The following is a 20,797-nucleotide window of genomic DNA, read 5'->3' as shown; positions in this document are numbered from 1 at the left end:
GGTGAAGATTAAGCGGTTTTTTGCCAAAGACATGCGCACGGCGCTGGCCGAGGTCAAGGAGACTCTCGGACCCGATGCCGTCATCATGTCCAACAAAAAGGTCACCGGTGGGGTGGAGATAGTCGCAGCCGTCGATTATCAGTCCCAGGTACCGGGGCCCAAGGACGCGCCGGTTCGCCGTCAGTTGAATGAAGAGAGCGTCAATATCTCGTCTGCGGGCAAGCAGATGACGCGTGCGGCGCCGGCCAAGGAACAGAACGAATACTACGCCGATACCCTGGCCGCCCTGCTGGCCCGCCAGCAGAAGCTCAATCCGGCCAACCCGGCGGGTAACGGCAATGGCTCCTCACCCTCCTGGTCCGCCGGTGCGGCAGGCAACGGCCATGGCAATGGCGCCTCGCCGTCATGGTCTGCCAATGGTGCCGGTACCCAGTCCGCCGGGCTGACCGCAGCCGGTGCGGCGCCCAGAACCCTGGCCGAACAGGGCCAGTGGGGGGCGGCGCCCGAGCCCGCCAAGCCCAAGGCGCGTCCGGCCGCCGCGTCCCGCCCTGCCCAGTCCCCCCAGCGGGATCAGGAGATGGAGGGGATGCGCAAGGAGATGGCCAGCATCCGCAAGCTGCTGGAGCACCAGATCTCCGGCCTGATGTGGCAGGAGGTGGAGCGCCGCGAGCCCATGCGCGCCCTGCTCATCAAGGAGCTCAAGAAGATGGGCTTCGACGACGCCTTCGCCGATCAGCTGGCGGGGCTCATCCCCGAGGACATGCCCATCCATCAGGCCATGGCCCAGCTGGCCGAGGTGCTGACGGCCCAGCTCAAGATCAGCGAGGACGAGATCCTGCGTCAGGGCGGCGCCGTGGCCCTGCTCGGCCCGACCGGGGTGGGCAAGACCACCACCATCGCCAAGCTGGCGGCCCGCTTCGCCATGAAATATGGCGCCGAGCAGGTGGCGCTCATCACCACGGACAACTACCGGATCGGCGCCCACGAACAGCTGCAGACCTATGGTCGCATCATGGGCTGCCCGGTGCGCCAGGTGCGGGACGCCGAAGAGCTGGCCAATGCGCTCTACCAGTTCCGCCATCGCCGGCTGGTGCTCATCGACACCGCCGGGGTGGGTCAGCGGGACATCCGCCTGACCGAGCAGCTCGATACCCTGGTGAAGAACGCCAAGGTGCGCATTCGCAGCTATCTGGTCATGTCGGCCACCTCCCAGCGGCGGGTGATGCAGGAGGCGGTGGATCACTTCCGGCGCATTCCGCTCTCCGGCTGCATCCTGACCAAGCTCGACGAGAGCCTGAATCTGGGTGAAGTGATCAACGTCTGCATTCAGAACGCCCTGCCCATCAGCTACATCACCGACGGGCAGCGGGTGCCGGAAGATATTCAAGTTGCCAACGCGGCGCTGCTGGTCGGTGCCGCCATGGGGTCGCTGGAGCGGGAAGCAGAGGATCCCTATTTCTGGGGATCGGGTTTCGGCGAGACCGAAGATTCGGAGTTTTATGAGTAACATGTATATGGATCAGGCGAGTGGTCTGCGCAAAATGCGTCAAAACAATCGAGTGAAAGTGATCGCCGTGTCCGGAGGCAAGGGGGGCGTCGGCAAGACCAACGTGACCCTGAACGTGGCGGGAGCCATGGCCGCCCAGGGCAAACGGGTGTTGGTGCTGGATGCCGACCTGGGTCTGGCCAACGTCGACGTCATGCTGGGGCTGAGGGTGCATCGCAACCTCTCCCACGTGCTGGCGGGGGAGTGCACCATAGACGACATCATCGTCGAGGGCCCCTACGGCATGATGATAGTGCCGGCCACCTCGGGCACCCAGTCCATGGTCGAGCTGTCGCCGGTGCAGCACGCCGAGCTCATCCGCGCCTTCGGCGAGATGAAGACCCAGGTGGACGTGCTGCTGGTGGACACGGCGGCGGGGATCTCCGACATGGTGCTGAGCTTCACCCGCGCCGCCCAGGACATCATGGTGGTGGTGTGCGACGAGCCCACCTCCATCACCGACGCCTACGCCCTCATCAAGATCCTCTCCAAGGATCACGGCGTGTTCCGCTTCAAGGTGGTGGCCAACATGGTCCGCTCCCTGCGCGAGGGGCAGGAGCTGTTCGCCAAGCTGACCCGGGTCACCGACCGCTTCCTCGACACCTCCCTGGAACTGGTGGCCTGCGTCCCTTACGACACCAACCTGCGGGCCGCCGTGCGCAAGCAGAAGCTGATCGTCGAGGCGTTTCCGAAATCCCCCGCCTCCCTGGCATTCCGTGCCCTGGCCAACAAGGCGGCGAGCTGGCCCATCCCGAGCCAGCCGGGGGGGCACCTCGAATTTTTCCTGGAAAACTTGTTGCAAAAGCCGGTCATAACACAGGAAGACTCCCGTGAATAAAGCCCAAGCATACTTGCGTCATCAGGATTCCTACGTGCTGGTCGAGCGTCACGCTCCGCTGGTCAAGCGGATTGCCCAGCATTTATTGGCTCGCCTGCCAAGCAGTGTCTTGCTGGATGACCTGATCCAGGCAGGTATGATTGGGCTGCTCGAAGCCTCCCGCAATTTTGACGGCAGCAAGGGCGCCAGCTTTGAAACCTATGCCGGCATCCGCATCCGCGGCGCCATGCTCGACGAGATCCGCCGCGGGGACTGGGTGCCCCGCTCGGTGCACCGCAACAGCCGCGCCATCGCCGAGGCGATCGAGAACGTGGAGCAGGCCCATGGCCGCGACGCCAGGGACACCGAGGTGGCCGCCAACATGGGGGTCTCCCTCGGGGAGTATCACGCCATGCTGCAGGATGTCTCCTGCGGCAAGATCATCGGCATCGAGGATCTGGGGGTCAGCGAGGATGTGATAGGGCATCCCGATGATGCCAGCCACGGCGGTTACGACGATCTGGCGGCCGAGCGCTTTCAGGGCGCCCTGGCCGAGCACATCGCCCGACTGCCGGAGCGGGAGGCCCTGGTGCTCTCCCTCTATTACGACGAAGAATTGAACCTGCGCGAGATCGGCGAGGTATTGAGCGTGAGCGAGTCTCGCGTGAGCCAGATCCACAGCCAGGCCATGCACAGACTGCGCGCCCGTCTGCGAGATTGGAATGTATAAGTGACTGTACTGGCTACACTGGAGCGCAACTCTAAGGCATAATCCGCACCATAAAACCTGCGATCTGCATCATGTAAGCGAGCCGTCTTGACGGCTATTTAGGAGGAACTTTGGACAAGAACATGAAAATCCTCATCGTCGATGATTTTTCAACGATGCGCCGGATTATCAAGAACTTGCTGCGTGACCTGGGATACAACAACACCCATGAAGCAGACGATGGCAACACGGCGCTGCCGATGCTCAAGAACGGCGACTTCCAGTTTGTGGTCACCGACTGGAACATGCCGGGCATGCAGGGCATCGACCTGCTCAAGGCCATTCGCCTCGATGACAAACTCAAGCACCTGCCGGTCCTGATGGTGACTGCCGAAGCGAAGCGCGAGCAGATCATCGAAGCCGCCCAGGCAGGGGTCAATGGCTACATCGTCAAGCCGTTCACCGCCGCCACCCTCAAAGAGAAGCTCGACAAAATCTTTGAACGAATCGGCTAAGGAGCGGCAGGGATGAAGGCCAAAACGAGTGCCATGATCTCGCTTGAACAGGCAAGGATGCTGGTTGCCCACCTGGAGCGAGAGGAGTTTGAACAGGCCGACAACATCCTCGCCGATGTGTGTGCCCCCAACGCGGCAGCCCTGTTCGACAAGGTGGGGCAGTTGACCCGCCAGTTACACAACTCATTGCAAGATTTTCGCCTGGATCCCAGGATCCCCGACCTGGCCACCCATGAGATCCCGGATGCCCGGGAGCGCCTCAGCTATGTCATCGACATGACGGACAAGGCGGCCAACCGCACCATGGATGCGGTGGAGGCCAGTCTCCCCATCGCCGATCGACTCAATGACAACATTCAGCTGGTCATGCCCAATTGGAATGCCCTGATGAGCCGGGATCTGGAGCTGGGTCAATTCAAGGCGCTCTGTCATCAACTGAATGATTTTATTAAGGCTTCGGAAAGCGATGCCGATAAGTTACGACAACTGCTGACGGAGATCCTGATGGCTCAGGATTTCCAGGACTTGACCGGTCAGATGATCCGCAAGGTGATCAAGCTGGTGCAGGAAGTTGAAACAAAGTTGATAGAGATGCTGACCATGTTTGGTGAGGGCGTTATCGATCATTCGGCGCGCAGCCTGCCGGCGAGCGGCATCGAGGCGGAAGGTCCCATCATGAACCCGCAGACGAGGTCCGACGTGGTCAATGGTCAAGATGATGTGGACGATCTGCTGTCTAGCCTGGGATTCTAATGGAGTGACGCATGGCCTTCGAAGTTGATGAAGACATACTGCAAGACTTTTTGGTCGAAGCATCAGAAATATTGGAACAGTTGTCTGAACAACTGGTCGACCTGGAAAAGCGACCCGATGACAAGAATCTGTTGAATGCCATCTTCCGCGGCTTCCATACCGTCAAGGGGGGGGCTGGCTTCCTCTCCCTGACCGAGCTGGTGGACGTCTGCCACGGCGCCGAGAACCTGTTCGACATGCTGCGCAACGGCAAGCGGACCCTCAGCGCCGAGCTGATGGACGTCATCTTGCAGGCGCTGGACGCCATCAACGTCATGTTTGCCCAGGTGCAGAACCGCGAGGAGATAAGCCCGGCCTCTCCCGACCTGCTGCACGATCTGCACGAGCTGTGCAAGCCCGAGGGGCAGGAGCAGCTGCGCACCGCCAGCGTCGCCGCCCAGTCACAGCCAGAACCCGAGCCTGAGCCCGAGCCCGAGCCCGTCATCGTCGCCCCGAGCGAGCCGGTGGCCGTCAATGGCGGCGGCTCCATCGACGAGATCTCCGCCGACGAATTCGAGCGCCTGCTCGACGAGCTGCACGGGGTCGGCAAGGCCCCGACCGTCTCTGCCGCCCCCGTGCTGAGCGGTTCAGGGGACATCACGGACGACGAGTTCGAGGCGCTGCTCGACCAGCTCCATGGTCAGGGCCAGCACAGTGGTGCCCCCGATCTGACGCCGCTGCAGTCGGTCCAGAAAGAGGTGGACGAGCTCATCGACGACGACGAGTTCGAGCGGCTGTTGGACGAGCTGCACGGCCGTGGTCAGGGGCCCCAGCACAGCATGGCTGCTGCTGCCCCGGCCCCCGAACCCAAGGCGCCTGCCGCCCCCCCCGTGACGCCCCCCAAGGCGCCCGTGGCGGCCAAGCCCGCCTCCGAACCCGTTGCCGCGCCGGCCAAGGCTGCCCCTGCCAAGCCGGCCGCCCCCGCCGAGAGCGGCGCGGTACAGAGCGACACCACGGTGCGGGTGGACACCAAGACCCTGGACGTCATCATGAACATGGTGGGGGAGCTGGTGCTGGTGCGTAACCGCCTGGTGAGCCTCGGCATCGCCAGCAACGACGAAGAGATGTCCAAGGCGGTGGCCAACCTGGACGTGGTGACCGCCGATCTGCAGGGCGCGGTCATGAAGACCCGCATGCAGCCCATCAAGAAGGTGTTCGGCCGCTTCCCGCGGGTCGTGCGCGATCTGGCCCGCACCCTCAAGAAAGAGATCGAGCTGGTGATGGTGGGGGAGGAGACGGATCTGGACAAGAACCTGGTGGAGGCCCTGGCCGACCCCCTGGTTCACCTGGTGCGCAACTCCTGCGACCACGGCATCGAGATGCCGGACGTGCGCGAGAAGGCGGGCAAGCCCCGTCAGGGCACCATCACCCTGAGCGCCTCCCAGCAGGGGGATCACATCCTGCTCTGCATCGAGGATGACGGTGCCGGCATGGATCCGGAGAAGCTGAAATCCATCGCCATCAGCCGCGGCGTGCTGGATGCCGACAGCGCGGCGCGCATGAGCGACAACGACGCCTACAACCTGATCTTCGCCCCCGGTTTCTCCACCAAGTCCGAGATCTCCGACATCTCCGGCCGCGGCGTCGGCATGGACGTGGTGAAGACCAGCATCGTCAGCCTCAATGGCTCGGTGCACATCGATTCCACCTGGGGCAAGGGCACCCGGCTGGAAATCAAGGTGCCCCTGACCCTGGCCATACTGCCGACCCTGATGGTGGAAGTGGGCCAGCAGACCTTCGCCCTGCCGCTCGGCTGCGTGAACGAGATTTTCCACCTGGACCTGAAGAAGGCCAACGTGGTGGACGGCCAGCTCACCATCATAGTCCGCGACAAGGCGATCCCGCTGTTCTACCTGCACAAGTGGCTGGTGCGTGGCGCCAAGTCTGCGCGCCAGGACACAGGCCACGTGGTCATCGTCCAGATCGGCACCCAGCAGGTGGGCTTCGTCGTGGACAACCTCATCGGCCAGGAAGAGGTGGTGATCAAGCCCCTGGACAACCTGCTGCAGGGGACCCCCGGCATGGCCGGTGCCACCATCACCAGCGACGGCGGCATCGCCCTCATCCTGGATGTGCCCAGCCTGCTCAAGGCCTATGCCCGTCGCCACTGAGCGTCTGGCTCAAGGAGTTAAAAGAATAACAATGGCAGTCAAGGTATTAGTGGTCGACGATTCGAGTTTCTTCCGTCGTCGGGTCAGCGAGATCATCAATCAGGACCCCCTGATGACGGTGATCGACACGGCCCAGAACGGACGGGAGGCGGTAGACAAGGCGCTGCAGTTGCGGCCGGACGTCATCACCATGGACATCGAAATGCCGGTGCTCGACGGCATCAGCGCCGTGCGCGAGATCATGGCCAAGTGTCCGACCCCCATCCTGATGTTCTCCTCCCTCACCCACGAGGGGGCCAAGGCGACCCTGGATGCGCTGGATGCCGGTGCCCTCGATTTTCTGCCCAAGAAATTCGAAGACATCGCCCGGGACAAGGACGAGGCGGTCAGCCTGCTGCAGCAGCGGGTCAAGGAGATCGCCCGCAAGCGTTTCCTGATGACGACCCGGCCCCGGGCGCCCGAGCCCCTGGTGCGGCCCGCCCTCGGCGGTGCCCTGACCCGCCCCACCGAGCGCCAGCCAGAGCCCGTGCGTGCACCGAGCGCCCCCGCCAGCTTCAAGCGCAGCGGCAAGAGCTACCAGCTGGTGGCCATCGGCACCTCCACCGGTGGCCCGGTGGCGCTGCAAAACGTGCTGACCAAGCTGCCGGGAGATTTTCCCCATCCGATCCTGTTAATCCAGCATATGCCGGCCACCTTCACCGCGGCCTTCGCCGCCCGTCTCAACGGCCTGTGCCAGATCGGGGTCAAGGAGGCGGAGGACGGTGACGTGCTGAGGCCTGGTCACGCCTACCTCGCCCCGGGCGGCAAGCAGATGCTGCTGGAAGGGCGCGGGCCCGGTGCCCGCCTTCGTATCATCGAGGGCAACGACAAGGTCAACTACAAGCCCTGCGTCGACATCACTTTCGCCTCGGCCGCCAAGACCTATGGCGACAAGGTGCTGGCCATCGTCTTGACCGGCATGGGGGCGGATGGCCGGGATGGTGCCCGCCTGCTCAAGGAGCAGGGCGCCACCATCTGGGCCCAGGATGAAGCCTCCTGCGTGGTCTATGGCATGCCCCAGGCCGTCGCCAAGGCCGGCATCGCGAGCGAATCCCTGCCGCTGGACAGGGTGGCCCAGCGCATCCTGGTCGAGTTGGGTCGCTGACCATGGGCATGCTCGGCCTGGTGCTGGCGCTGGGGGCGCTCGCCGTCGCCCAGTGGTGGCACGGTGGCAGCCTGCTGACCCTGCTCGACGGCCCGGCCTTCGTCATCGTGGTCGGCGGTACCTGGGGGGCGGTGATCCTGCAAACGCCCCGCAAGTACATGCTGTCCGCCCTCAGGCAGGCGGCCTGGATGCTGTTTCCGCCGCAGCGGGATCTGGTGCATCAGGCCGAGCGTCTGCAGGCCTGGGCCCAGTTTGCGCGCCAGCAGGGCTTGCTCGCGCTGGAGAACCAGGCCGAAGAGGAGCCCGATCCCTTCACCCGCCAGGGGCTCACCATGATAGTGGACGGGGTCCCCATCGAGGATCTGCGCCGCCTGCTGGAGGCGGATATCGACATCGAGCAGGAGCGCAACGAGCATGCGGCCAGGGTGTTCGAGGCCATGGGGGGCTACAGCCCGACCATCGGCATCATAGGGGCCGTGATAGGCCTCATCCAGGCCATGTTCCACCTGGAGGAGCCGGGCACCCTGGGAGCCGGTATCGCCGTTGCCTTCGTCGCCACCATCTACGGGGTCGGCTTTGCCAACCTCCTCTATCTGCCCATCGCGAACCGCCTGCGGGCCTTCCACTACCATTACGGTCTCTATCAGGAGATGACCCTGGAGGGACTGCTGGCCATCGCCCACGGGGAGAACGGCCAGCAGGTTGAACGGCGGCTACGGGCTTATCTGAAAGGGGAATAGCCATGCGCAAGCGCTATCGTTTGCACCTGCAAGGACGAGAACATCTCGATCGCTGGCTGGTCTCCTACGCCGATTACATGACCCTCATCTTCGCCCTCTTCGTGGTGCTCTACTCCGTGGCCATCGTCAACAAGGAGGAGTACCGCGCCGTCATCGAGGGCATGACCAGGGCATTCAACCAGGTGCCGCGCAGCGATGGCCTGCTGGAGGGGCAGGGCAAGTCCCTGCTCAACAACCCGGTGTCGGCCGCCCCCTCCTTGCTGGAGAGCGAGGCGTCGCCATCTCCCTCGCAGGCCCCCATCACGGGTACGCCAGTTCAGCAAGATGGCACGGCCCTTGCCACGATAGATCTGCAGCTTCAGCAGGCCATGGGCGCCCTGGTCGACGCCGGCGTGGTCAAGCTGGCGAAGGACGACGACTGGCTGACGGTGGAGCTGAGCTCGGGTCTCTTGTTCAACAGCGGCAGTGCCTTCCTCGGCAGCAATGCCGGCCCCGTGCTCGATACGCTTTCAGGTATTCTGAAACCGGTCGATAACTATGTCAGGGTGCGGGGTTACACGGATAACCAGCCGATAAACAACGAGATTTTCCGCTCCAACTGGACGCTGTCCGCCGCCCGAGCCGAGGCGGTGCTCACCGCCCTGGTGGGCAAGGGAATCGCCCCAGAGCGGCTCGCCTACGAGGCCTACGGGGAGTTCTCCCCCTTCGCCGACAACGGCAGCGAGCAGGGACGATTACAGAATCGCAAGGTGGTGGTCGCCATCTCCAGATTCGCCTGGGTGCCGCCAGCTACCGTCAAACCGCTGACGGGGACGCCGGTGCAGGACGAGTTGCAGAGTGTCGACAGTGAAAACGTCAGGGTGGTCACGCTGCCGGGTGGTGGCATACGCATAACAACAAGGCAGGATTGATACAGTGATTGTTTGGACGGTTGCCAATCAGAAGGGTGGAGTCGGTAAAACCACCACGGTCGTCTCCCTGGCGGGCATTCTGGCCCAGCGTGGCCAGCGGGTACTGCTGATCGACACCGATCCCCATGCCTCCCTGACCTCCTATCTCGACTTCGACTCGGACCGGCTGGAGGGCACCCTGTACGAGCTGTTCCAGGCGGCCAAACCCAGTGCGGAGCTAGTCAACCGGATGACCCTCAAGACAAGGTTCGAGAACATCAGCCTGCTGCCCGCGTCCATCACGCTGGCTACCCTGGACCGGGTGATGGGCAACCGGGAGGGGATGGGGCTGGTGCTCAAGCGCGCCCTGCTGCGGGTGCAGGATCAGTTTGACTACGTGCTCATCGACTGCCCGCCCGTGCTGGGGGTGATGATGGTGAACGCGCTGGCGGCCTGCGATCGCATCCTGGTGCCGGTGCAGACCGAGTTCCTGGCCCTGAAGGGGCTGGAGCGGATGATGAAGACCTTCGAGATCATGCAGCGTTCCAAGCGGGAGAAGTTCCGCTACACCGTGATCCCGACCATGTTTGACAAGCGCACCCGGGCCTCCCTGATGACACTGCAGTCCATCAAGGAGCAGTATGGCGAGGCGGTGTGGAATGCGGTCATTCCCATCGATACCAAGTTCCGGGATGCGAGCCTGGTGCACATTCCCCCGTCCATCTATGCGCCGGGCAGCCGCGGCACCTATGCCTATGAGACCCTGCTCAACCATCTCGACGCCCTGGAGCGTCAACGGACCCAGGAGGTGAAGCCATGAGAGAGACCACCCAGGTTCGGGCCATGGACGACTATTTCCACTCCCTGTTGCTGGACGATGCCCTGCTGCGGGAGGATCCGGAGGACGAGGCGCCGGCCCCGGCGCTGCAGCGTCAGCCCGCTGCCTTGCCGGAGGTGACCGCCGCCCCCTATCTGGAGGCGGATGCCAGGCTGGCGCAACTGAGCGAGCTGCTCGCCCAGGTGGGCCAGGTGCAGTTCGAGATGGATGCCCTGAGCCACGAAGAGGTCCATGTCGAGCCATTTCAGCTCGAGGCCGAGGCGGTCGACACCGAGCCCGAGGTGGCCCTGGCGCCGCCCGAGGTCGTGGTGGCGGAGCCCGAACCCGTGGCCCTGGCGGTGGCCGAGCCCGAGCGTGCGCTCGAGACGGCGCCCGCTCCCTCGACCTGGGAGAACCTGGACACCGGCAACGAGTTTCAGGCGCTCTTCTTCGATGTGGCCGGGGTGACCTTCGCGGTGCCCCTGACCGAGCTTGGCGGCATCCATCAGCTGGGGGAGGTGACCTCCCTGTTCGGCCAGCCGGGCTGGTACAAGGGGATCATGACCTCCAGGGAGCAGAAGATGAACGTGGTGGACACGGCCCAGTGGGTCATGCCGGGCCAGCATCTGGCGATGGACGATTACAAATATCTGATTATGCTGGGGGAATCACCCTGGGGACTGGCCTGTCATCAGTTGAAGGGCACCGAACTGCTGCACCGGGATCAGGTGAAGTGGCGCCATCAGGAGGGCAAGCGCCCCTGGCTGGCTGGCATGGTCAAGGAGAAGATGTGCGCCCTGTTGCACGTCAGGGAGCTGCTGGTGCTGCTCGGTCGCGGCGTGAACATCGAAGGGCGCTGACAAGATCGGCACTGCCATGGTTTTATTGCTAATTTTACCCGTTGACGGGTTCATACAAGGATCAAGAAGATGACAGAGAAGCGCAATATCGCACAGAATCTGGCCGAAGACGAAGTGCTGCAGTGGGTGACCTTCCAGTTGGAAAACGAGACCTATGGCATCAACGTGATGCAGGTCCAGGAGGTGTTGCGCTACACCGAGATCGCCCCGGTCCCGGGTGCACCTGACTACGTGCTGGGCATCATCAACCTGCGTGGCAACGTGGTGACCGTCATCGATACCCGCTCCCGTTTCGGCCTGCCGGCCGGTGACGTGAGCGAGAACTCCCGCATCGTCATCATAGAGGCGGAGAAGCAGGTGATCGGCATCATGGTGGACAGCGTGGCCGAAGTGGTCTATCTGCGCTCCTCCGAGATCGATGCCGCCCCGGCGGTGGGCACCGAGGAGAGCGCCAAGTTCATCCAGGGCGTCAGCAACCGCGATGGCCAGCTGCTGATCCTGGTGGATCTCAACAAGCTGCTCTCCGACGAAGAGTGGGACGATATCGGTTCCCTGTAACGGGAGCAGGGCGTGCAAGACACCAGGCCGGGCGCCTGCGCTCCTTGTCCGTTTACCCTGATAGGAAGGTGATGGTTTGATGATTGAATTTGCAGCCTTGGGGTTGTCCTTGCTCGCACTGGTGCTGGCCCTTTACGGGATCCTGGGTCACCGTCGTCGCCAGCGAGAGTCCGAGGCCAGCGTGGAGGCGCTGCAGGGCCAGCTCGAGAGTCTGCGCAAGCAGATGATGGAGCTGCATACCGGTGCCATCGGCATGGGTCAGCGGCTGCAGGCCGCAGAGGGCGCCATGCAGAAGATCCACGACAGCCAGCAGGAGCTTACCCTGCAGGATCCTGAGCGCCGCCTCTACAGCCGGGCCGCCAAGATGGTGGAGCTCGGCGCCGATCTCGACGAGGTGATGAGCGAGTGCGAGTTGCCCCAGGCCGAGGCGGAGCTGCTGATCTCCCTGCGCAAGGGACGGAGCTGACGGATGTGTTGCGGGGAGGCCGAGGCCTCCCCGTTTTCCCTTCCATCCCCGTGCGGTGCCAAGACAGGGGTGGCCGATATTCCTTTGGTATCAAGCCTCTTTGATGGGGCGCGATCTTCCCCACAAATCTTGTTGATTATCGGCATCTTTGAAAAGACGCCTCCGGATCCTGTGTTAATATGCAGGCCGCCTCATTTTCAACGATTAGATCCCCATGCTGCTTCAAGCGAACAATCTGAGCTGCGTACGTGAAGATCGCACCCTGTTTGAACATCTCTCCTTCGCGGTGCGCTCGGGGGATCTGATGCAGATTGAAGGGCCCAACGGGGTGGGCAAGACCAGCCTGCTGCGCCTGCTGACCGGTCTCTCCCAGCCCTTCGCGGGGGAGGTGTGCTGGAACGGGGAGGACATCCGCCGCTGCCGGGACGAGTACCATGCCAGCCTGCTCTACCTGGGCCATCAGCCCGGCGTCAAGGCGACCCTGACCCCCCTCGAGAACCTCTCCTTCTACCAGAAGCTTCATGGCCCAGCCGGGGGCGAGGTGGATCTGTGGCGGGTGCTGGCCCAGGTCGGCCTCGCCGGTTTCGAGGACTATCCCGCGGGCCAGCTCTCGGCGGGGCAGCAGCGGCGCGTGGCCCTGGCCAGGCTCTGGCTGAGCGACCGGCCGGCGCTCTGGATCCTGGACGAGCCCTTCACCGCCATCGACAAGCAGGGGGTCCGGGTGCTGGAGCAGTTGTTTCTGACCCATGCGGACCGGGGGGGCATGGTGGTGCTCACCACCCACCAGGATCTGACCCTGATGCAGGGGCGTCTCAAGACCCTCTCCCTGTCCTCGCTGTTGCAGGAGTAGCCCATGCTGCGTGCCGTCTTCCACCTTATTCACCGCGAACTGCTGATGGCCCTGCGCCAGCGGGCCGACATCTTCAATCCGCTCTGGTTCTTCCTCATCGTCATTACCCTGTTCCCGCTCGGCATCGGGCCCGAGCCCCAGCTGCTGGCCCGCATCGCCCCCGGCATCATCTGGGTGGCGGCCCTGCTGGCGGCCATGCTCTCCCTGGAGCGGCTGTTTCGCGATGACTTCAGCGACGGCGCCCTGGAGCAGATGATGCTGATGCCCCATCCGCTCGGGCTGCTGGCCCTGGCCAAAGTGATCGCTCACTGGTTGCTGACCGGCCTGCCGCTGCTGCTCATCTCCCCGCTGCTGGCCATCCTGCTCTCCCTGGACATGAAGACCTATCTGGCCGTGGTGGCCACCCTGGCCCTCGGCACCCCTGTGCTGAGCCTGCTCGGGGCGGTCGGGGTGGCGCTGACGGCGGGGCTGCGCAAGGGGGGCGTGCTGCTCAGCCTGCTGCTGCTGCCGCTCTATATTCCGGTGCTGATCTTCGCCACCTCCGCCATCGACGCGGCGAGCATGGGGTTGCCCTATGCCGGACAGCTCGCCATCCTGGGGGCCATGCTGGTGGGGGCCGTCACCTTGACCCCCCTGGCCATCTCGGCGGCGCTGCGGGTCAGCGTCAACTGATTAATTTGGTGGGACGTCCTTTTTTGAGGCCGTTTTTTTGGCGATATTGTTGAGATAGATCAAGGGGATGGCGGCTTACTGCTTTCGGGGGATATGATGTTTTTCCCCCATGGGTATGGTAGCCCTCGCCACTTAAAAATTAATAACTGAAAGGTTTCGTGAGCTATGTGGAAATGGTTGCACCCTTATGCCAAACCCGAGCGCGCCTATGGGCTGGCCGGCACCCTGCTGCCCTGGTTTGCCGTGACAAGCCTGCTTGCCTTCATCATCGGCACCGTCTGGGGGCTAGCTTTTGCACCCGCCGATTACCAGCAGGGCGACTCTTTCAGGATCATCTATATCCATGTACCCTCCGCCATCCTCTCCATGGGCGCCTACTCCACCATGGCGGTGGCCGCCTTCATTGGCCTGGTGTGGCAACTGCGCATGGCAGACATGACGGTGGCGGCCATCGCCCCGGTGGGGGCCGTCTTCACCTTCATTGCCCTCTTTACCGGCGCTGCCTGGGGCAAACCCATGTGGGGCACCTGGTGGGTGTGGGATGCCCGGCTCACCTCCGAGCTCATCCTGCTGTTCCTCTATCTGGGTGTCATCGCCCTCTACAACGCCTTCAGCGACAAGGTGGTGGCGGGCCGCGCCGCCGGCATCCTGGCGCTGGTCGGGGTGATCAACCTGCCCATCATCCACTACTCGGTGGAGTGGTGGAACACCCTGCACCAGGGGGCCACCATCACCAAGTTTGACAAACCCTCCATCTCCCCCGAGATGCTGTGGCCGCTGCTCATCATGATCCTGGCGTTCGCCGCGTTTCTCGGTGCCCTGACCCTGATGCGTTTTCGCAATGAGCTGCTGATGCGGGAGTGGCACCGCCCCTGGGTTGCCGACATCGCCAGGCAGGAGAAGTAAGCATGCACTTTGCCTCGTTCAGTGATTTCATGGCCATGGGAGGCTATGCCTTCTACGTCTGGCTCTCCTTCGGTCTGACCCTGCTCTGCCTGGTCGGCATCGTCATTTCCACCCGGTTGAAGACCCGCAGCCTGCTCGGCGAACTGCGCAACAAGCAGGCTCGGGAGGCACGCCGCAAGGCGGCCCAGCAGATGGAGAACACCCTATGAACCCGCGCCGCAAGAAACGCCTCACCATCATCCTGGCCATCAGCCTGGGCCTTGTCAGCGTGACTGGCCTGGTGCTCTATGCCCTGAGCCAGAACATCGACCTCTTCTACACCCCGAGCGAGCTGGTGGAAGGGAAGGGGCCGGAGAAGATCAAGCCCGAGGAGGGGCAGCGCCTGCGCATCGGTGGCCTGGTGGTGCCGGGGTCTGTGGTGCGGGATCCCCAGAGCCTCAAGGTAGCCTTCAAGCTGGTGGACAACGGCGGCCATCTGGTGACGGTGGAGTTTGACGGCATCCTGCCGGATCTCTTCCGGGAAGGGCAGGGGATCGTCGCCCAGGGCACCCTCAAGGATGCCACCACGGTCGCCGCCTTCGAGGTGCTGGCCAAGCACGACGAGAACTACATGCCGCCGGAAGTGGCCGACGCCACCAACGGCATGCACTTCAAGCCCGAATACACAGAGGCGCAGTTGCAGGGAGCCAAGCAATGATGCCGGTATGCGCCAAGAATTCACTTCTTTATACCGCCAAATCGGCAGGTTTCTCCGTGCAATCGAGAGGGAATAGTCAATGATCCCGGAATTAGGGCAGTTCTCACTGATCCTGGCCTTCGCCACCGCCCTGCTGCTGGGTAGTTACCCGCTGATCGGGGCCCATCTCGGTCGTCTTGGCATGATGTCGGCGGCCCGCCCGCTCGCCTACAGCCAGTTCCTGCTGCTGCTGCTGTCGTTTCTCTGCCTCACCTGGGCCTTTATCGACAACGACTTCACCGTGCAGTACGTGGCCACCAACTCCAACAGCCTGCTGCCCCTGCAATACCGCATCTCGGCGGTGTGGGGAGCCCATGAAGGCTCGCTGCTGCTCTGGGTGCTGACCCTGGGGGGCTGGACGGCGGCGGTAGCCCTCTTCAGCCGCCGCCTGCCGCTCGATGCAGTGGCGCGGGTACTCGGGGTGCTCGGCCTTATCTCGGTGGGCTTCACCGCCTTCGTGCTGTTCACCTCGGATCCTTTCACCCGCACCCTGCCGTATTTCCCGGTGGACGGGCGGGATCTCAATCCGCTGCTGCAGGATCCCGGTCTCATCTTCCATCCCCCCATGCTCTACATGGGCTACGTGGGCTTCTCGGTGGCCTTCGCCTTCGCCATCGCCTCCCTGATGACGGGGCGTCTGGACGCCACCTGGGCGCGCTGGTCCCGTCCCTGGACCATGGCGGCCTGGGTCTTCCTGACGCTGGGCATCGTGCTCGGTTCCTGGTGGGCCTATTACGAACTCGGCTGGGGCGGCTGGTGGTTCTGGGACCCGGTGGAAAACGCCTCCTTCATGCCCTGGCTGGCGGGCACGGCCCTGCTCCACTCCCTCGCGGTGAGCGAGAAGCGCGCCACCTTCAAGGCCTGGACCGTGCTGCTGGCGCTCTCGGCCTTCTCCCTGAGCCTGCTCGGCACCTTCCTGGTGCGTTCCGGCGTGCTGGTGTCGGTCCATGCGTTTGCCTCGGACCCGACCCGGGGTCTGTTCATCCTGGGCTTCCTGCTGGCGGTGATAGGCAGCTCCCTGCTGCTGTTCGCCTTCAAGGGCTCCCAGGTGAAGAGCCACGGCAAGCATGAGCTGTGGAGCCGCGAGACCCTGCTCCTTGGCAACAACATCCTGCTGGTGGCGGGCCTGCTCACCGTGCTGCTCGGCACCCTGCTGCCCCTGGTGCACAAGGAGCTGGGGCTTGGCAGCATCTCCATCGGCACCCCCTTCTTCAACCACATCTACAGCTGGCTCATCATCCCCTTCGCCCTGCTGCTGGGGGTGGGCCCCCTGTTCCGCTGGCGCCGCCAGGATCTCGGTGAGCTCAAGGGCAAGGTGATGCTCGCCCTGGTGCTGAGCCTGGCCGCGGCTCTGCTGTTGCCCAAACTCTTTGCCGAGGCGTTCAAACCCTGGGCTGCGCTCGGTATCGGGCTTGGCGTCTGGATCATCGTCACCAGCGTGCAGGAGACCTGGGCGCGGGCCACCCACAAACACGGTTTTGCCACCGGCGTGCGCAAGCTTGGCAACAGCCACTGGGCCATGATCCTGGGGCACGTGGGGCTCGCGGTCAGCATCATCGGCATCGCCTGCACCCAGAACTACAGCATCGAGAAGGACCTGCGGATGCAGGCCGGCGATCGCGTCCAGTTCGCCGATTACGAGTTCGTCTTCACCGGCATCAAGGAGAAGAACGGCCCCAACTACGACGGTTTCAAGGGCGTGCTGGAAGTGCACCGGGATGGCAAGCAGGTAGCCCTGCTCAAGCCCGAGAAGCGGATGTACACCGTGAGCCGCATGCCGATGACCGAGGCGGCCATCGATGCGGGGGTTACCCGGGATCTCTATGCGGCGCTCGGCGAGCAACTCGACAACGGTGCCTGGGCGGTACGGATCTACTACAAGCCCTTCGTGCGCTGGATCTGGTTCGGCGGCGTCTTCATGGCCCTCGGCGGCGTGCTGGCCATGCTGGACAAGCGCTACCGCTTCGGACGTCGTGACGAGGAGGCCAAGGCATGAGCAAGAAGACCTGGCTCTATCTGCTGCCCTTCATCATCTTCCTGATGGGGGCCGTGTTTCTGTTCAAGGGGCTCTACTCCGATCCCACCAAGCTCGAATCCGTGATGGTGGACAAGGAGGTGCCCGTGTTCACCCTGCAGGACATCTATGACCTGGGCAAGCAGCACGACAGGAGCATCCTCAAGGGGCGCCCCATGCTGCTCAACGTCTGGGCCACCTGGTGCCCGACCTGTTACGGGGAACACACCTACCTCAAGGAGCTGGCGGGGCAGGGGATCTACATCGTCGGCATGAACTACAAGGACGAGCGTGACAAGGCCATCAAGTGGCTGGCGGAGCTTGGCAATCCCTACCAGGTCAACCTCTACGATCCGGACGGCATGCTGGGGCTGGATCTCGGTGTCTATGGCGCGCCCGAGACCTTCTTCATCGACAGCCAGGGCATCATCCGCTATCGCCACGTGGGGGACATCAACCCAGACGTCTGGGCCAGTACCCTCAAACCCATCTTTGATGCCATGAAGTGAGGCCTCCCCGATGAAAACACTGATTGCATCCCTGTTGCTGCTGGCCGGTCTCGTCTGTGCCGGACAGGCCCGCGCCGCCATCGATGTCTACACCTTCGACAGCGACGCCCAGGAGCAGACCTTTCGCGAGCTGACTAAGGAGCTGCGCTGCCCCAAGTGCCAGAACCAGGATATCGCGGACTCCAACGCCGGGCTCGCCAAGGATCTGCGGGACAAGACCTACCAGATGGTGCGCGAGGGCAAGGAGAAGCAGGAAGTGGTGGACTACATGGTGGCCCGCTACGGCAACTTCATTCTCTATGATCCCCCCCTGATGGCCTCGACCCTGATCCTCTGGCTTGGCCCCTTGCTGGTCATCGTGATTGGCGTCGTCACCGTGGTGGTGCGAAGCCGCCGCCATGCCCCTGCTCCCTTGCAACAGCCTGAAGGCACCCTGAGTGCAGAAGAGCAGGCCAGGCTGTCCGCCCTGCTCAAAGAGGAAGAGAAACCATGACCCCATTCTGGATACTGGGTGCGGCCCTGCTGGTGCTGGCGAGCCTGGCTCTGATCGTGCCGCTGTGGCGCGGCGAGGGCCGGCAGAGCATCAGTCGCTCGGCCCTCAACAAGCAGCTCTATCGCCAGCGCCTGCTGGAGATAGGGGAGGAGCGGGAGCAGGGGATACTGGCGGAGGAGCCGGAATCCCTGGTGGAGCTGCAGCGCAGCCTCCTGGACGACATTCCCGACGTGGAGCAGACCGCCCGTGGCGGCAAGAGCCTGATCTGGATCCCCGGTGTGCTGGTGCTGGCGGTGGTGAGCATCGGCCTCTACGCCAAGCTCGGCGCCTGGCAGGAGGTGAGCCGCTGGCAAGATGCCAGCAGCCGGTTGGGGGAGCTCAGCAACCGCATCCTGGTGGAGCGCGATACCCGGGTGACCGAGCAGGATCTGCTGGACTTCACCCTGGCCCTGCGAACCCGGCTGAAAGAAGAACCGAACGACTATCGCGGCTGGCTGCTGCTGGGGCGCCTGACCCTGGATGGCAATGATCCCGAGATGGCCCGCGAGGCGCTGGAGCGTGCCTACGCCCTCGCGCCCCAGAAGGCCATGGTGGCGGTGCCCTATGCCCAGGCCCTGATGATGACGGGGGAGGAAGCCCGTGCGGATCAGCTGTTGCAGGCGGTCATTGCCGAGGACCCGGCCAACATCGAGGCTCGCTCCGTCTACGCCTTCATGGCCCTGCAAAAAGAGGATTTCCAGACCGCCCTCGACCGCTGGCAGGGGATGTTGCCGCTGCTGGAGCCGGGCTCGGCCCGCTACACCATGGTGGAGCGCTCCATGGAGTACGCCAGGCAGCAGCTTGGCCAGCGTGGCATCGCCGTGACCACCCCGTCTGCCGAAGGCCAGGCACAAGCCGAGGTGCTGGCGGTGAAAGAGGGGGAGTTCCCCCTGCACATCACCCTGGCGCCGGGCATCAAGATGCCGGAAGATGCCCATCTGTTCGTCTTTGCGGTGATCCCCAACGGTCCGCCCATGCCCATCGCGGTCAAGCGCATTGCAGGCCCGCATCTCCCGCTCACCCTCTCCCTGGGGGACGGGGATGCCATGATGGAGGGGAGCAGGCTGGCGGCCCATGCCGAGCTGCAGTTCAAGGCGCGCCTCTCCCGGGGCGGCAACGTCATGAACAAGGAAGGCGCCTTTGAAGGGGTTTCGGTCACCGTGCCGACCAGCACCATCCCCACAGCGCCGATTGACATCCGCATCGATCACGCCCTCTAATACGCTTTTGGCCCACCCCTTGGGGTGGGCCCCCTGTATAATTCATATCAATACCCAAAAAAATCTTAGGACTTTCATATGTATCTGCGTTCAGGAGCATTGGCGGTGGCATTGCTGCTCGCGGGCTGTGCGGGCGGCCCTCCCAAGCCGGGCCCGGAGAGCCTGGATCTCGGCGAGACCCCGAGCCGCCCCGGGGCATCCAGCACGGCCAGCGATCCTCGCGACCCCTTCCAGGGGCCCAACCGTGCCATGTGGGCCGTCAACTATGACGTGCTGGAGCCCTATGTGGCGCGCCCCGTGGTACACGGCTATGCCCGCTATGTCCCGCAAGGGGTGAGGGACAGCATCGAGAATTTCGTGGACAACTTCGACGAGCCGAGCAGCATGGTAAACCACCTGCTGGTGGGTGATCTGAAAGGGGCCGGTACCAACCTGGGCCGCTTCACCCTCAACACCACTGTGGGCCTGCTCGGTCTGTTCGACGTGGCCAAGCATGCGGGCCTGGCTCGCAACACGCTGGAGATGGACACCGTGCTCGGCAAGGCCGACATCGGGGATGGCGCCTATCTGATGGTGCCGGTCTACGGTCCCACCACCACCCGGCAACTGGTAGGGGATACCATCGATACCATCTACTTCCCCTATGCCCTGCTGACCTTCCCGCTGAAGGTGGTGCACTGGGCGCTGGATGGCCTCGGTACCCGCTCCAAGTTGATCGATCAGGAGCGCATCATCGACAACGCGCTGGATCCTTACGCCCTGACCAAGGACTTCTACTTGCAGTACAACGATGGCAAGGTGACGGGCCGCAAACCCGAGCTCCAGGAGCAGAAGCCAGAGGCGGCGGATGATGGCAACCTCGACGATTACATGGACGAGATAGACCAGTAAGCATGGTCATCTTCCACAAGGCGCCTGCGGGCGCCTTTGTTGTCGATGGCAGGTGTTCGACCATAAAAAACGCCCCGCAAGTGCGCAATGCTGATCAGTTAAGGATCCATTGACCGATCCTTCTGCTGTAGGACAATCCGGAACCAATCACTGGTTCCGGATTTTTTATGTCTATTGCAAACGATCTGAACGATGTTGTTGAGGCATCTGGCGACATGCTGGCTCGGCTGGCCATTTTTGCCGACCATATTCCCGACGAATGGATTATTGCCGCTGCCGCCTTGTCTGAAAAGGCCACTATCCGCCGACGCCGCTTACCTTCTGATATGGTCTTGTGGCTCGTCGTGGGGATGGCCTTTTTCCGCAATGAGCCCATCTCCAAGGTCGCTCGGCGCCTCAACATCTGTGCAGAAGGGTTGGCCAATGATGCCTTGCTCGCGGACAGTGCCCTGTCTCAGGCCCGTCAGCGACTCGGCAAACAGCCGCTCGAGTGGCTGTTCAA

24 protein-coding genes are annotated in these 20,797 nt (G+C 63.4%); all 24 read left to right on the top strand.

The window, feature by feature from the left end; genetic code table 11:
• Window position 1: 1 nt before the first annotated feature.
• Window positions 2-1,507, top strand: coding sequence for a flagellar biosynthesis protein FlhF (gene flhF, locus ACNPAA_RS02950; RefSeq protein ID WP_257709880.1), 1,506 nt, complete (start codon window positions 2-4; stop codon window positions 1,505-1,507).
• Window position 1,508: 1 nt separating this feature from the next.
• Window positions 1,509-2,384 (top strand): MinD/ParA family protein, encoded by an 876-nt coding sequence (locus ACNPAA_RS02945; RefSeq protein WP_257709909.1) that lies wholly within the window; start codon window positions 1,509-1,511, stop codon window positions 2,382-2,384.
• Window positions 2,377-3,093 (top strand): RNA polymerase sigma factor FliA, encoded by a 717-nt coding sequence (locus ACNPAA_RS02940; protein WP_042076843.1) that lies wholly within the window; start codon window positions 2,377-2,379, stop codon window positions 3,091-3,093. Before ACNPAA_RS02945 ends, ACNPAA_RS02940 begins: the two co-directional genes overlap by 8 nt.
• A 110-nt stretch (window positions 3,094-3,203) precedes the next feature.
• Window positions 3,204-3,587 carry a chemotaxis response regulator CheY gene (cheY, locus tag ACNPAA_RS02935; protein ID WP_010673934.1) on the top strand — a complete coding sequence of 128 codons (384 nt, stop codon included), beginning with the start codon at window positions 3,204-3,206 and terminating at the stop codon, window positions 3,585-3,587.
• A 12-nt stretch (window positions 3,588-3,599) separates the two neighbouring features.
• Window positions 3,600-4,340 (top strand): protein phosphatase CheZ, encoded by a 741-nt coding sequence (locus tag ACNPAA_RS02930; RefSeq protein ID WP_042076845.1) that lies wholly within the window; start codon window positions 3,600-3,602, stop codon window positions 4,338-4,340.
• 11 nt (window positions 4,341-4,351) lie between these two features.
• Window positions 4,352-6,490 (top strand): chemotaxis protein CheA, encoded by a 2,139-nt coding sequence (locus ACNPAA_RS02925; protein WP_279987665.1) that lies wholly within the window; start codon window positions 4,352-4,354, stop codon window positions 6,488-6,490.
• A gap of 31 nt (window positions 6,491-6,521) precedes the next feature.
• Window positions 6,522-7,634, top strand: a complete 1,113-nt coding sequence (locus tag ACNPAA_RS02920; protein WP_042076849.1) for a protein-glutamate methylesterase/protein-glutamine glutaminase — start codon at window positions 6,522-6,524, stop codon at window positions 7,632-7,634.
• Between the two features lie 2 nt (window positions 7,635-7,636).
• Window positions 7,637-8,374 (top strand): flagellar motor protein, encoded by a 738-nt coding sequence (locus tag ACNPAA_RS02915; protein ID WP_042076851.1) that lies wholly within the window; start codon window positions 7,637-7,639, stop codon window positions 8,372-8,374.
• Window positions 8,375-8,376: 2 nt separating this feature from the next.
• Window positions 8,377-9,285 (top strand): flagellar motor protein MotB, encoded by a 909-nt coding sequence (locus tag ACNPAA_RS02910; RefSeq protein WP_279987666.1) that lies wholly within the window; start codon window positions 8,377-8,379, stop codon window positions 9,283-9,285.
• A 4-nt stretch (window positions 9,286-9,289) separates the two neighbouring features.
• Window positions 9,290-10,084, top strand: a complete 795-nt coding sequence (locus ACNPAA_RS02905; RefSeq protein WP_209793473.1) for a ParA family protein — start codon at window positions 9,290-9,292, stop codon at window positions 10,082-10,084.
• The gene (locus ACNPAA_RS02900; RefSeq protein ID WP_209793474.1) at window positions 10,081-10,941 is read left to right on the top strand and encodes a chemotaxis protein CheW; all 861 of its coding nucleotides are present in this window, start codon (window positions 10,081-10,083) and stop codon (window positions 10,939-10,941) included. The genes ACNPAA_RS02905 and ACNPAA_RS02900 overlap by 4 nt, the downstream gene beginning before the upstream one ends.
• A gap of 69 nt (window positions 10,942-11,010) precedes the next feature.
• Window positions 11,011-11,499, top strand: a complete 489-nt coding sequence (locus tag ACNPAA_RS02895) for a chemotaxis protein CheW (RefSeq protein ID WP_005333026.1) — start codon at window positions 11,011-11,013, stop codon at window positions 11,497-11,499.
• A 79-nt stretch (window positions 11,500-11,578) separates the two neighbouring features.
• A complete protein-coding gene (locus tag ACNPAA_RS02890; protein ID WP_257710354.1) occupies window positions 11,579-11,965 on the top strand; it encodes a DUF2802 domain-containing protein in 387 nt (128 codons plus the stop codon).
• Between the two features lie 214 nt (window positions 11,966-12,179).
• The gene (ccmA, locus tag ACNPAA_RS02885; RefSeq protein ID WP_209793475.1) at window positions 12,180-12,815 is read left to right on the top strand and encodes a cytochrome c biogenesis heme-transporting ATPase CcmA; all 636 of its coding nucleotides are present in this window, start codon (window positions 12,180-12,182) and stop codon (window positions 12,813-12,815) included.
• A 3-nt stretch (window positions 12,816-12,818) separates the two neighbouring features.
• Window positions 12,819-13,487 (top strand): heme exporter protein CcmB, encoded by a 669-nt coding sequence (gene ccmB, locus ACNPAA_RS02880; protein ID WP_042076860.1) that lies wholly within the window; start codon window positions 12,819-12,821, stop codon window positions 13,485-13,487.
• A gap of 165 nt (window positions 13,488-13,652) precedes the next feature.
• The gene (locus tag ACNPAA_RS02875; RefSeq protein WP_010673946.1) at window positions 13,653-14,393 is read left to right on the top strand and encodes a heme ABC transporter permease; all 741 of its coding nucleotides are present in this window, start codon (window positions 13,653-13,655) and stop codon (window positions 14,391-14,393) included.
• Between the two features lie 2 nt (window positions 14,394-14,395).
• Window positions 14,396-14,602: a heme exporter protein CcmD gene (ccmD, locus tag ACNPAA_RS02870; RefSeq protein ID WP_039039901.1), complete on the top strand. Its 207-nt coding sequence runs from the start codon at window positions 14,396-14,398 to the stop codon at window positions 14,600-14,602.
• A complete protein-coding gene (gene ccmE / locus ACNPAA_RS02865) occupies window positions 14,599-15,090 on the top strand; it encodes a cytochrome c maturation protein CcmE (RefSeq protein WP_052815847.1) in 492 nt (163 codons plus the stop codon). Before ccmD ends, ccmE begins: the two co-directional genes overlap by 4 nt.
• Window positions 15,091-15,169: 79 nt before the next feature.
• Window positions 15,170-17,125 carry a heme lyase CcmF/NrfE family subunit gene (locus ACNPAA_RS02860; protein WP_041212639.1) on the top strand — a complete coding sequence of 652 codons (1,956 nt, stop codon included), beginning with the start codon at window positions 15,170-15,172 and terminating at the stop codon, window positions 17,123-17,125.
• Window positions 17,122-17,652 carry a DsbE family thiol:disulfide interchange protein gene (locus tag ACNPAA_RS02855; RefSeq protein WP_041215578.1) on the top strand — a complete coding sequence of 177 codons (531 nt, stop codon included), beginning with the start codon at window positions 17,122-17,124 and terminating at the stop codon, window positions 17,650-17,652. Before ACNPAA_RS02860 ends, ACNPAA_RS02855 begins: the two co-directional genes overlap by 4 nt.
• Window positions 17,653-17,662: 10 nt before the next feature.
• Entirely contained in the window at window positions 17,663-18,145 is a 483-nt protein-coding gene (locus tag ACNPAA_RS02850; RefSeq protein WP_171865494.1) for a cytochrome c-type biogenesis protein, read from the top strand.
• Window positions 18,142-19,404, top strand: coding sequence for a c-type cytochrome biogenesis protein CcmI (gene ccmI, locus ACNPAA_RS02845; protein WP_417891580.1), 1,263 nt, complete (start codon window positions 18,142-18,144; stop codon window positions 19,402-19,404). Before ACNPAA_RS02850 ends, ccmI begins: the two co-directional genes overlap by 4 nt.
• A gap of 78 nt (window positions 19,405-19,482) precedes the next feature.
• Entirely contained in the window at window positions 19,483-20,295 is an 813-nt protein-coding gene (locus ACNPAA_RS02840; RefSeq protein ID WP_029314176.1) for a VacJ family lipoprotein, read from the top strand.
• Between the two features lie 167 nt (window positions 20,296-20,462).
• Window positions 20,463-20,797, top strand: a 335-nt coding sequence (locus tag ACNPAA_RS02835; RefSeq protein ID WP_417891579.1) for a transposase domain-containing protein, incomplete at its 3' end; no start/stop codon positions are given.

It is taken from the genome of Aeromonas sp. PS2Canimalfood6 (assembly GCF_048276795.1).
Taxonomy (GTDB): domain Bacteria; phylum Pseudomonadota; class Gammaproteobacteria; order Enterobacterales; family Aeromonadaceae; genus Aeromonas; species Aeromonas caviae.
The sequence above is the reverse complement of the archived record's forward strand: the minus strand, read 5'-3'. Positions and strand labels throughout refer to the sequence as shown.

Excerpts from the sequence above, each read along its gene's own strand:
- ccmI (WP_417891580.1), top strand. The coding sequence starts at position 18,142 with ATGACCCCATTCTGGATACTGGGTGCGGCCCTGCTGGTGCTGGCGAGC.
- ACNPAA_RS02930 (WP_042076845.1), top strand. The coding sequence starts at position 3,600 with ATGAAGGCCAAAACGAGTGCCATGATCTCGCTTGAACAGGCAAGGATG.
- ccmE (WP_052815847.1), top strand. The coding sequence starts at position 14,599 with ATGAACCCGCGCCGCAAGAAACGCCTCACCATCATCCTGGCCATCAGC.
- ACNPAA_RS02860 (WP_041212639.1), top strand. The coding sequence starts at position 15,170 with ATGATCCCGGAATTAGGGCAGTTCTCACTGATCCTGGCCTTCGCCACC.
- ACNPAA_RS02855 (WP_041215578.1), top strand. The coding sequence starts at position 17,122 with ATGAGCAAGAAGACCTGGCTCTATCTGCTGCCCTTCATCATCTTCCTG.
- ACNPAA_RS02915 (WP_042076851.1), top strand. The coding sequence starts at position 7,637 with ATGGGCATGCTCGGCCTGGTGCTGGCGCTGGGGGCGCTCGCCGTCGCC.
- ACNPAA_RS02910 (WP_279987666.1), top strand. The coding sequence starts at position 8,377 with ATGCGCAAGCGCTATCGTTTGCACCTGCAAGGACGAGAACATCTCGAT.
- ACNPAA_RS02945 (WP_257709909.1), top strand. The coding sequence starts at position 1,509 with ATGTATATGGATCAGGCGAGTGGTCTGCGCAAAATGCGTCAAAACAAT.
- ACNPAA_RS02890 (WP_257710354.1), top strand. The coding sequence starts at position 11,579 with ATGATTGAATTTGCAGCCTTGGGGTTGTCCTTGCTCGCACTGGTGCTG.
- ACNPAA_RS02925 (WP_279987665.1), top strand. The coding sequence starts at position 4,352 with ATGGCCTTCGAAGTTGATGAAGACATACTGCAAGACTTTTTGGTCGAA.
- ACNPAA_RS02900 (WP_209793474.1), top strand. The coding sequence starts at position 10,081 with ATGAGAGAGACCACCCAGGTTCGGGCCATGGACGACTATTTCCACTCC.
- ACNPAA_RS02920 (WP_042076849.1), top strand. The coding sequence starts at position 6,522 with ATGGCAGTCAAGGTATTAGTGGTCGACGATTCGAGTTTCTTCCGTCGT.
- ccmB (WP_042076860.1), top strand. The coding sequence starts at position 12,819 with ATGCTGCGTGCCGTCTTCCACCTTATTCACCGCGAACTGCTGATGGCC.
- ACNPAA_RS02895 (WP_005333026.1), top strand. The coding sequence starts at position 11,011 with ATGACAGAGAAGCGCAATATCGCACAGAATCTGGCCGAAGACGAAGTG.
- ccmD (WP_039039901.1), top strand. The coding sequence starts at position 14,396 with ATGCACTTTGCCTCGTTCAGTGATTTCATGGCCATGGGAGGCTATGCC.
- ACNPAA_RS02875 (WP_010673946.1), top strand. The coding sequence starts at position 13,653 with ATGTGGAAATGGTTGCACCCTTATGCCAAACCCGAGCGCGCCTATGGG.
- ACNPAA_RS02850 (WP_171865494.1), top strand. The coding sequence starts at position 17,663 with ATGAAAACACTGATTGCATCCCTGTTGCTGCTGGCCGGTCTCGTCTGT.
- ccmA (WP_209793475.1), top strand. The coding sequence starts at position 12,180 with ATGCTGCTTCAAGCGAACAATCTGAGCTGCGTACGTGAAGATCGCACC.
- ACNPAA_RS02840 (WP_029314176.1), top strand. The coding sequence starts at position 19,483 with ATGTATCTGCGTTCAGGAGCATTGGCGGTGGCATTGCTGCTCGCGGGC.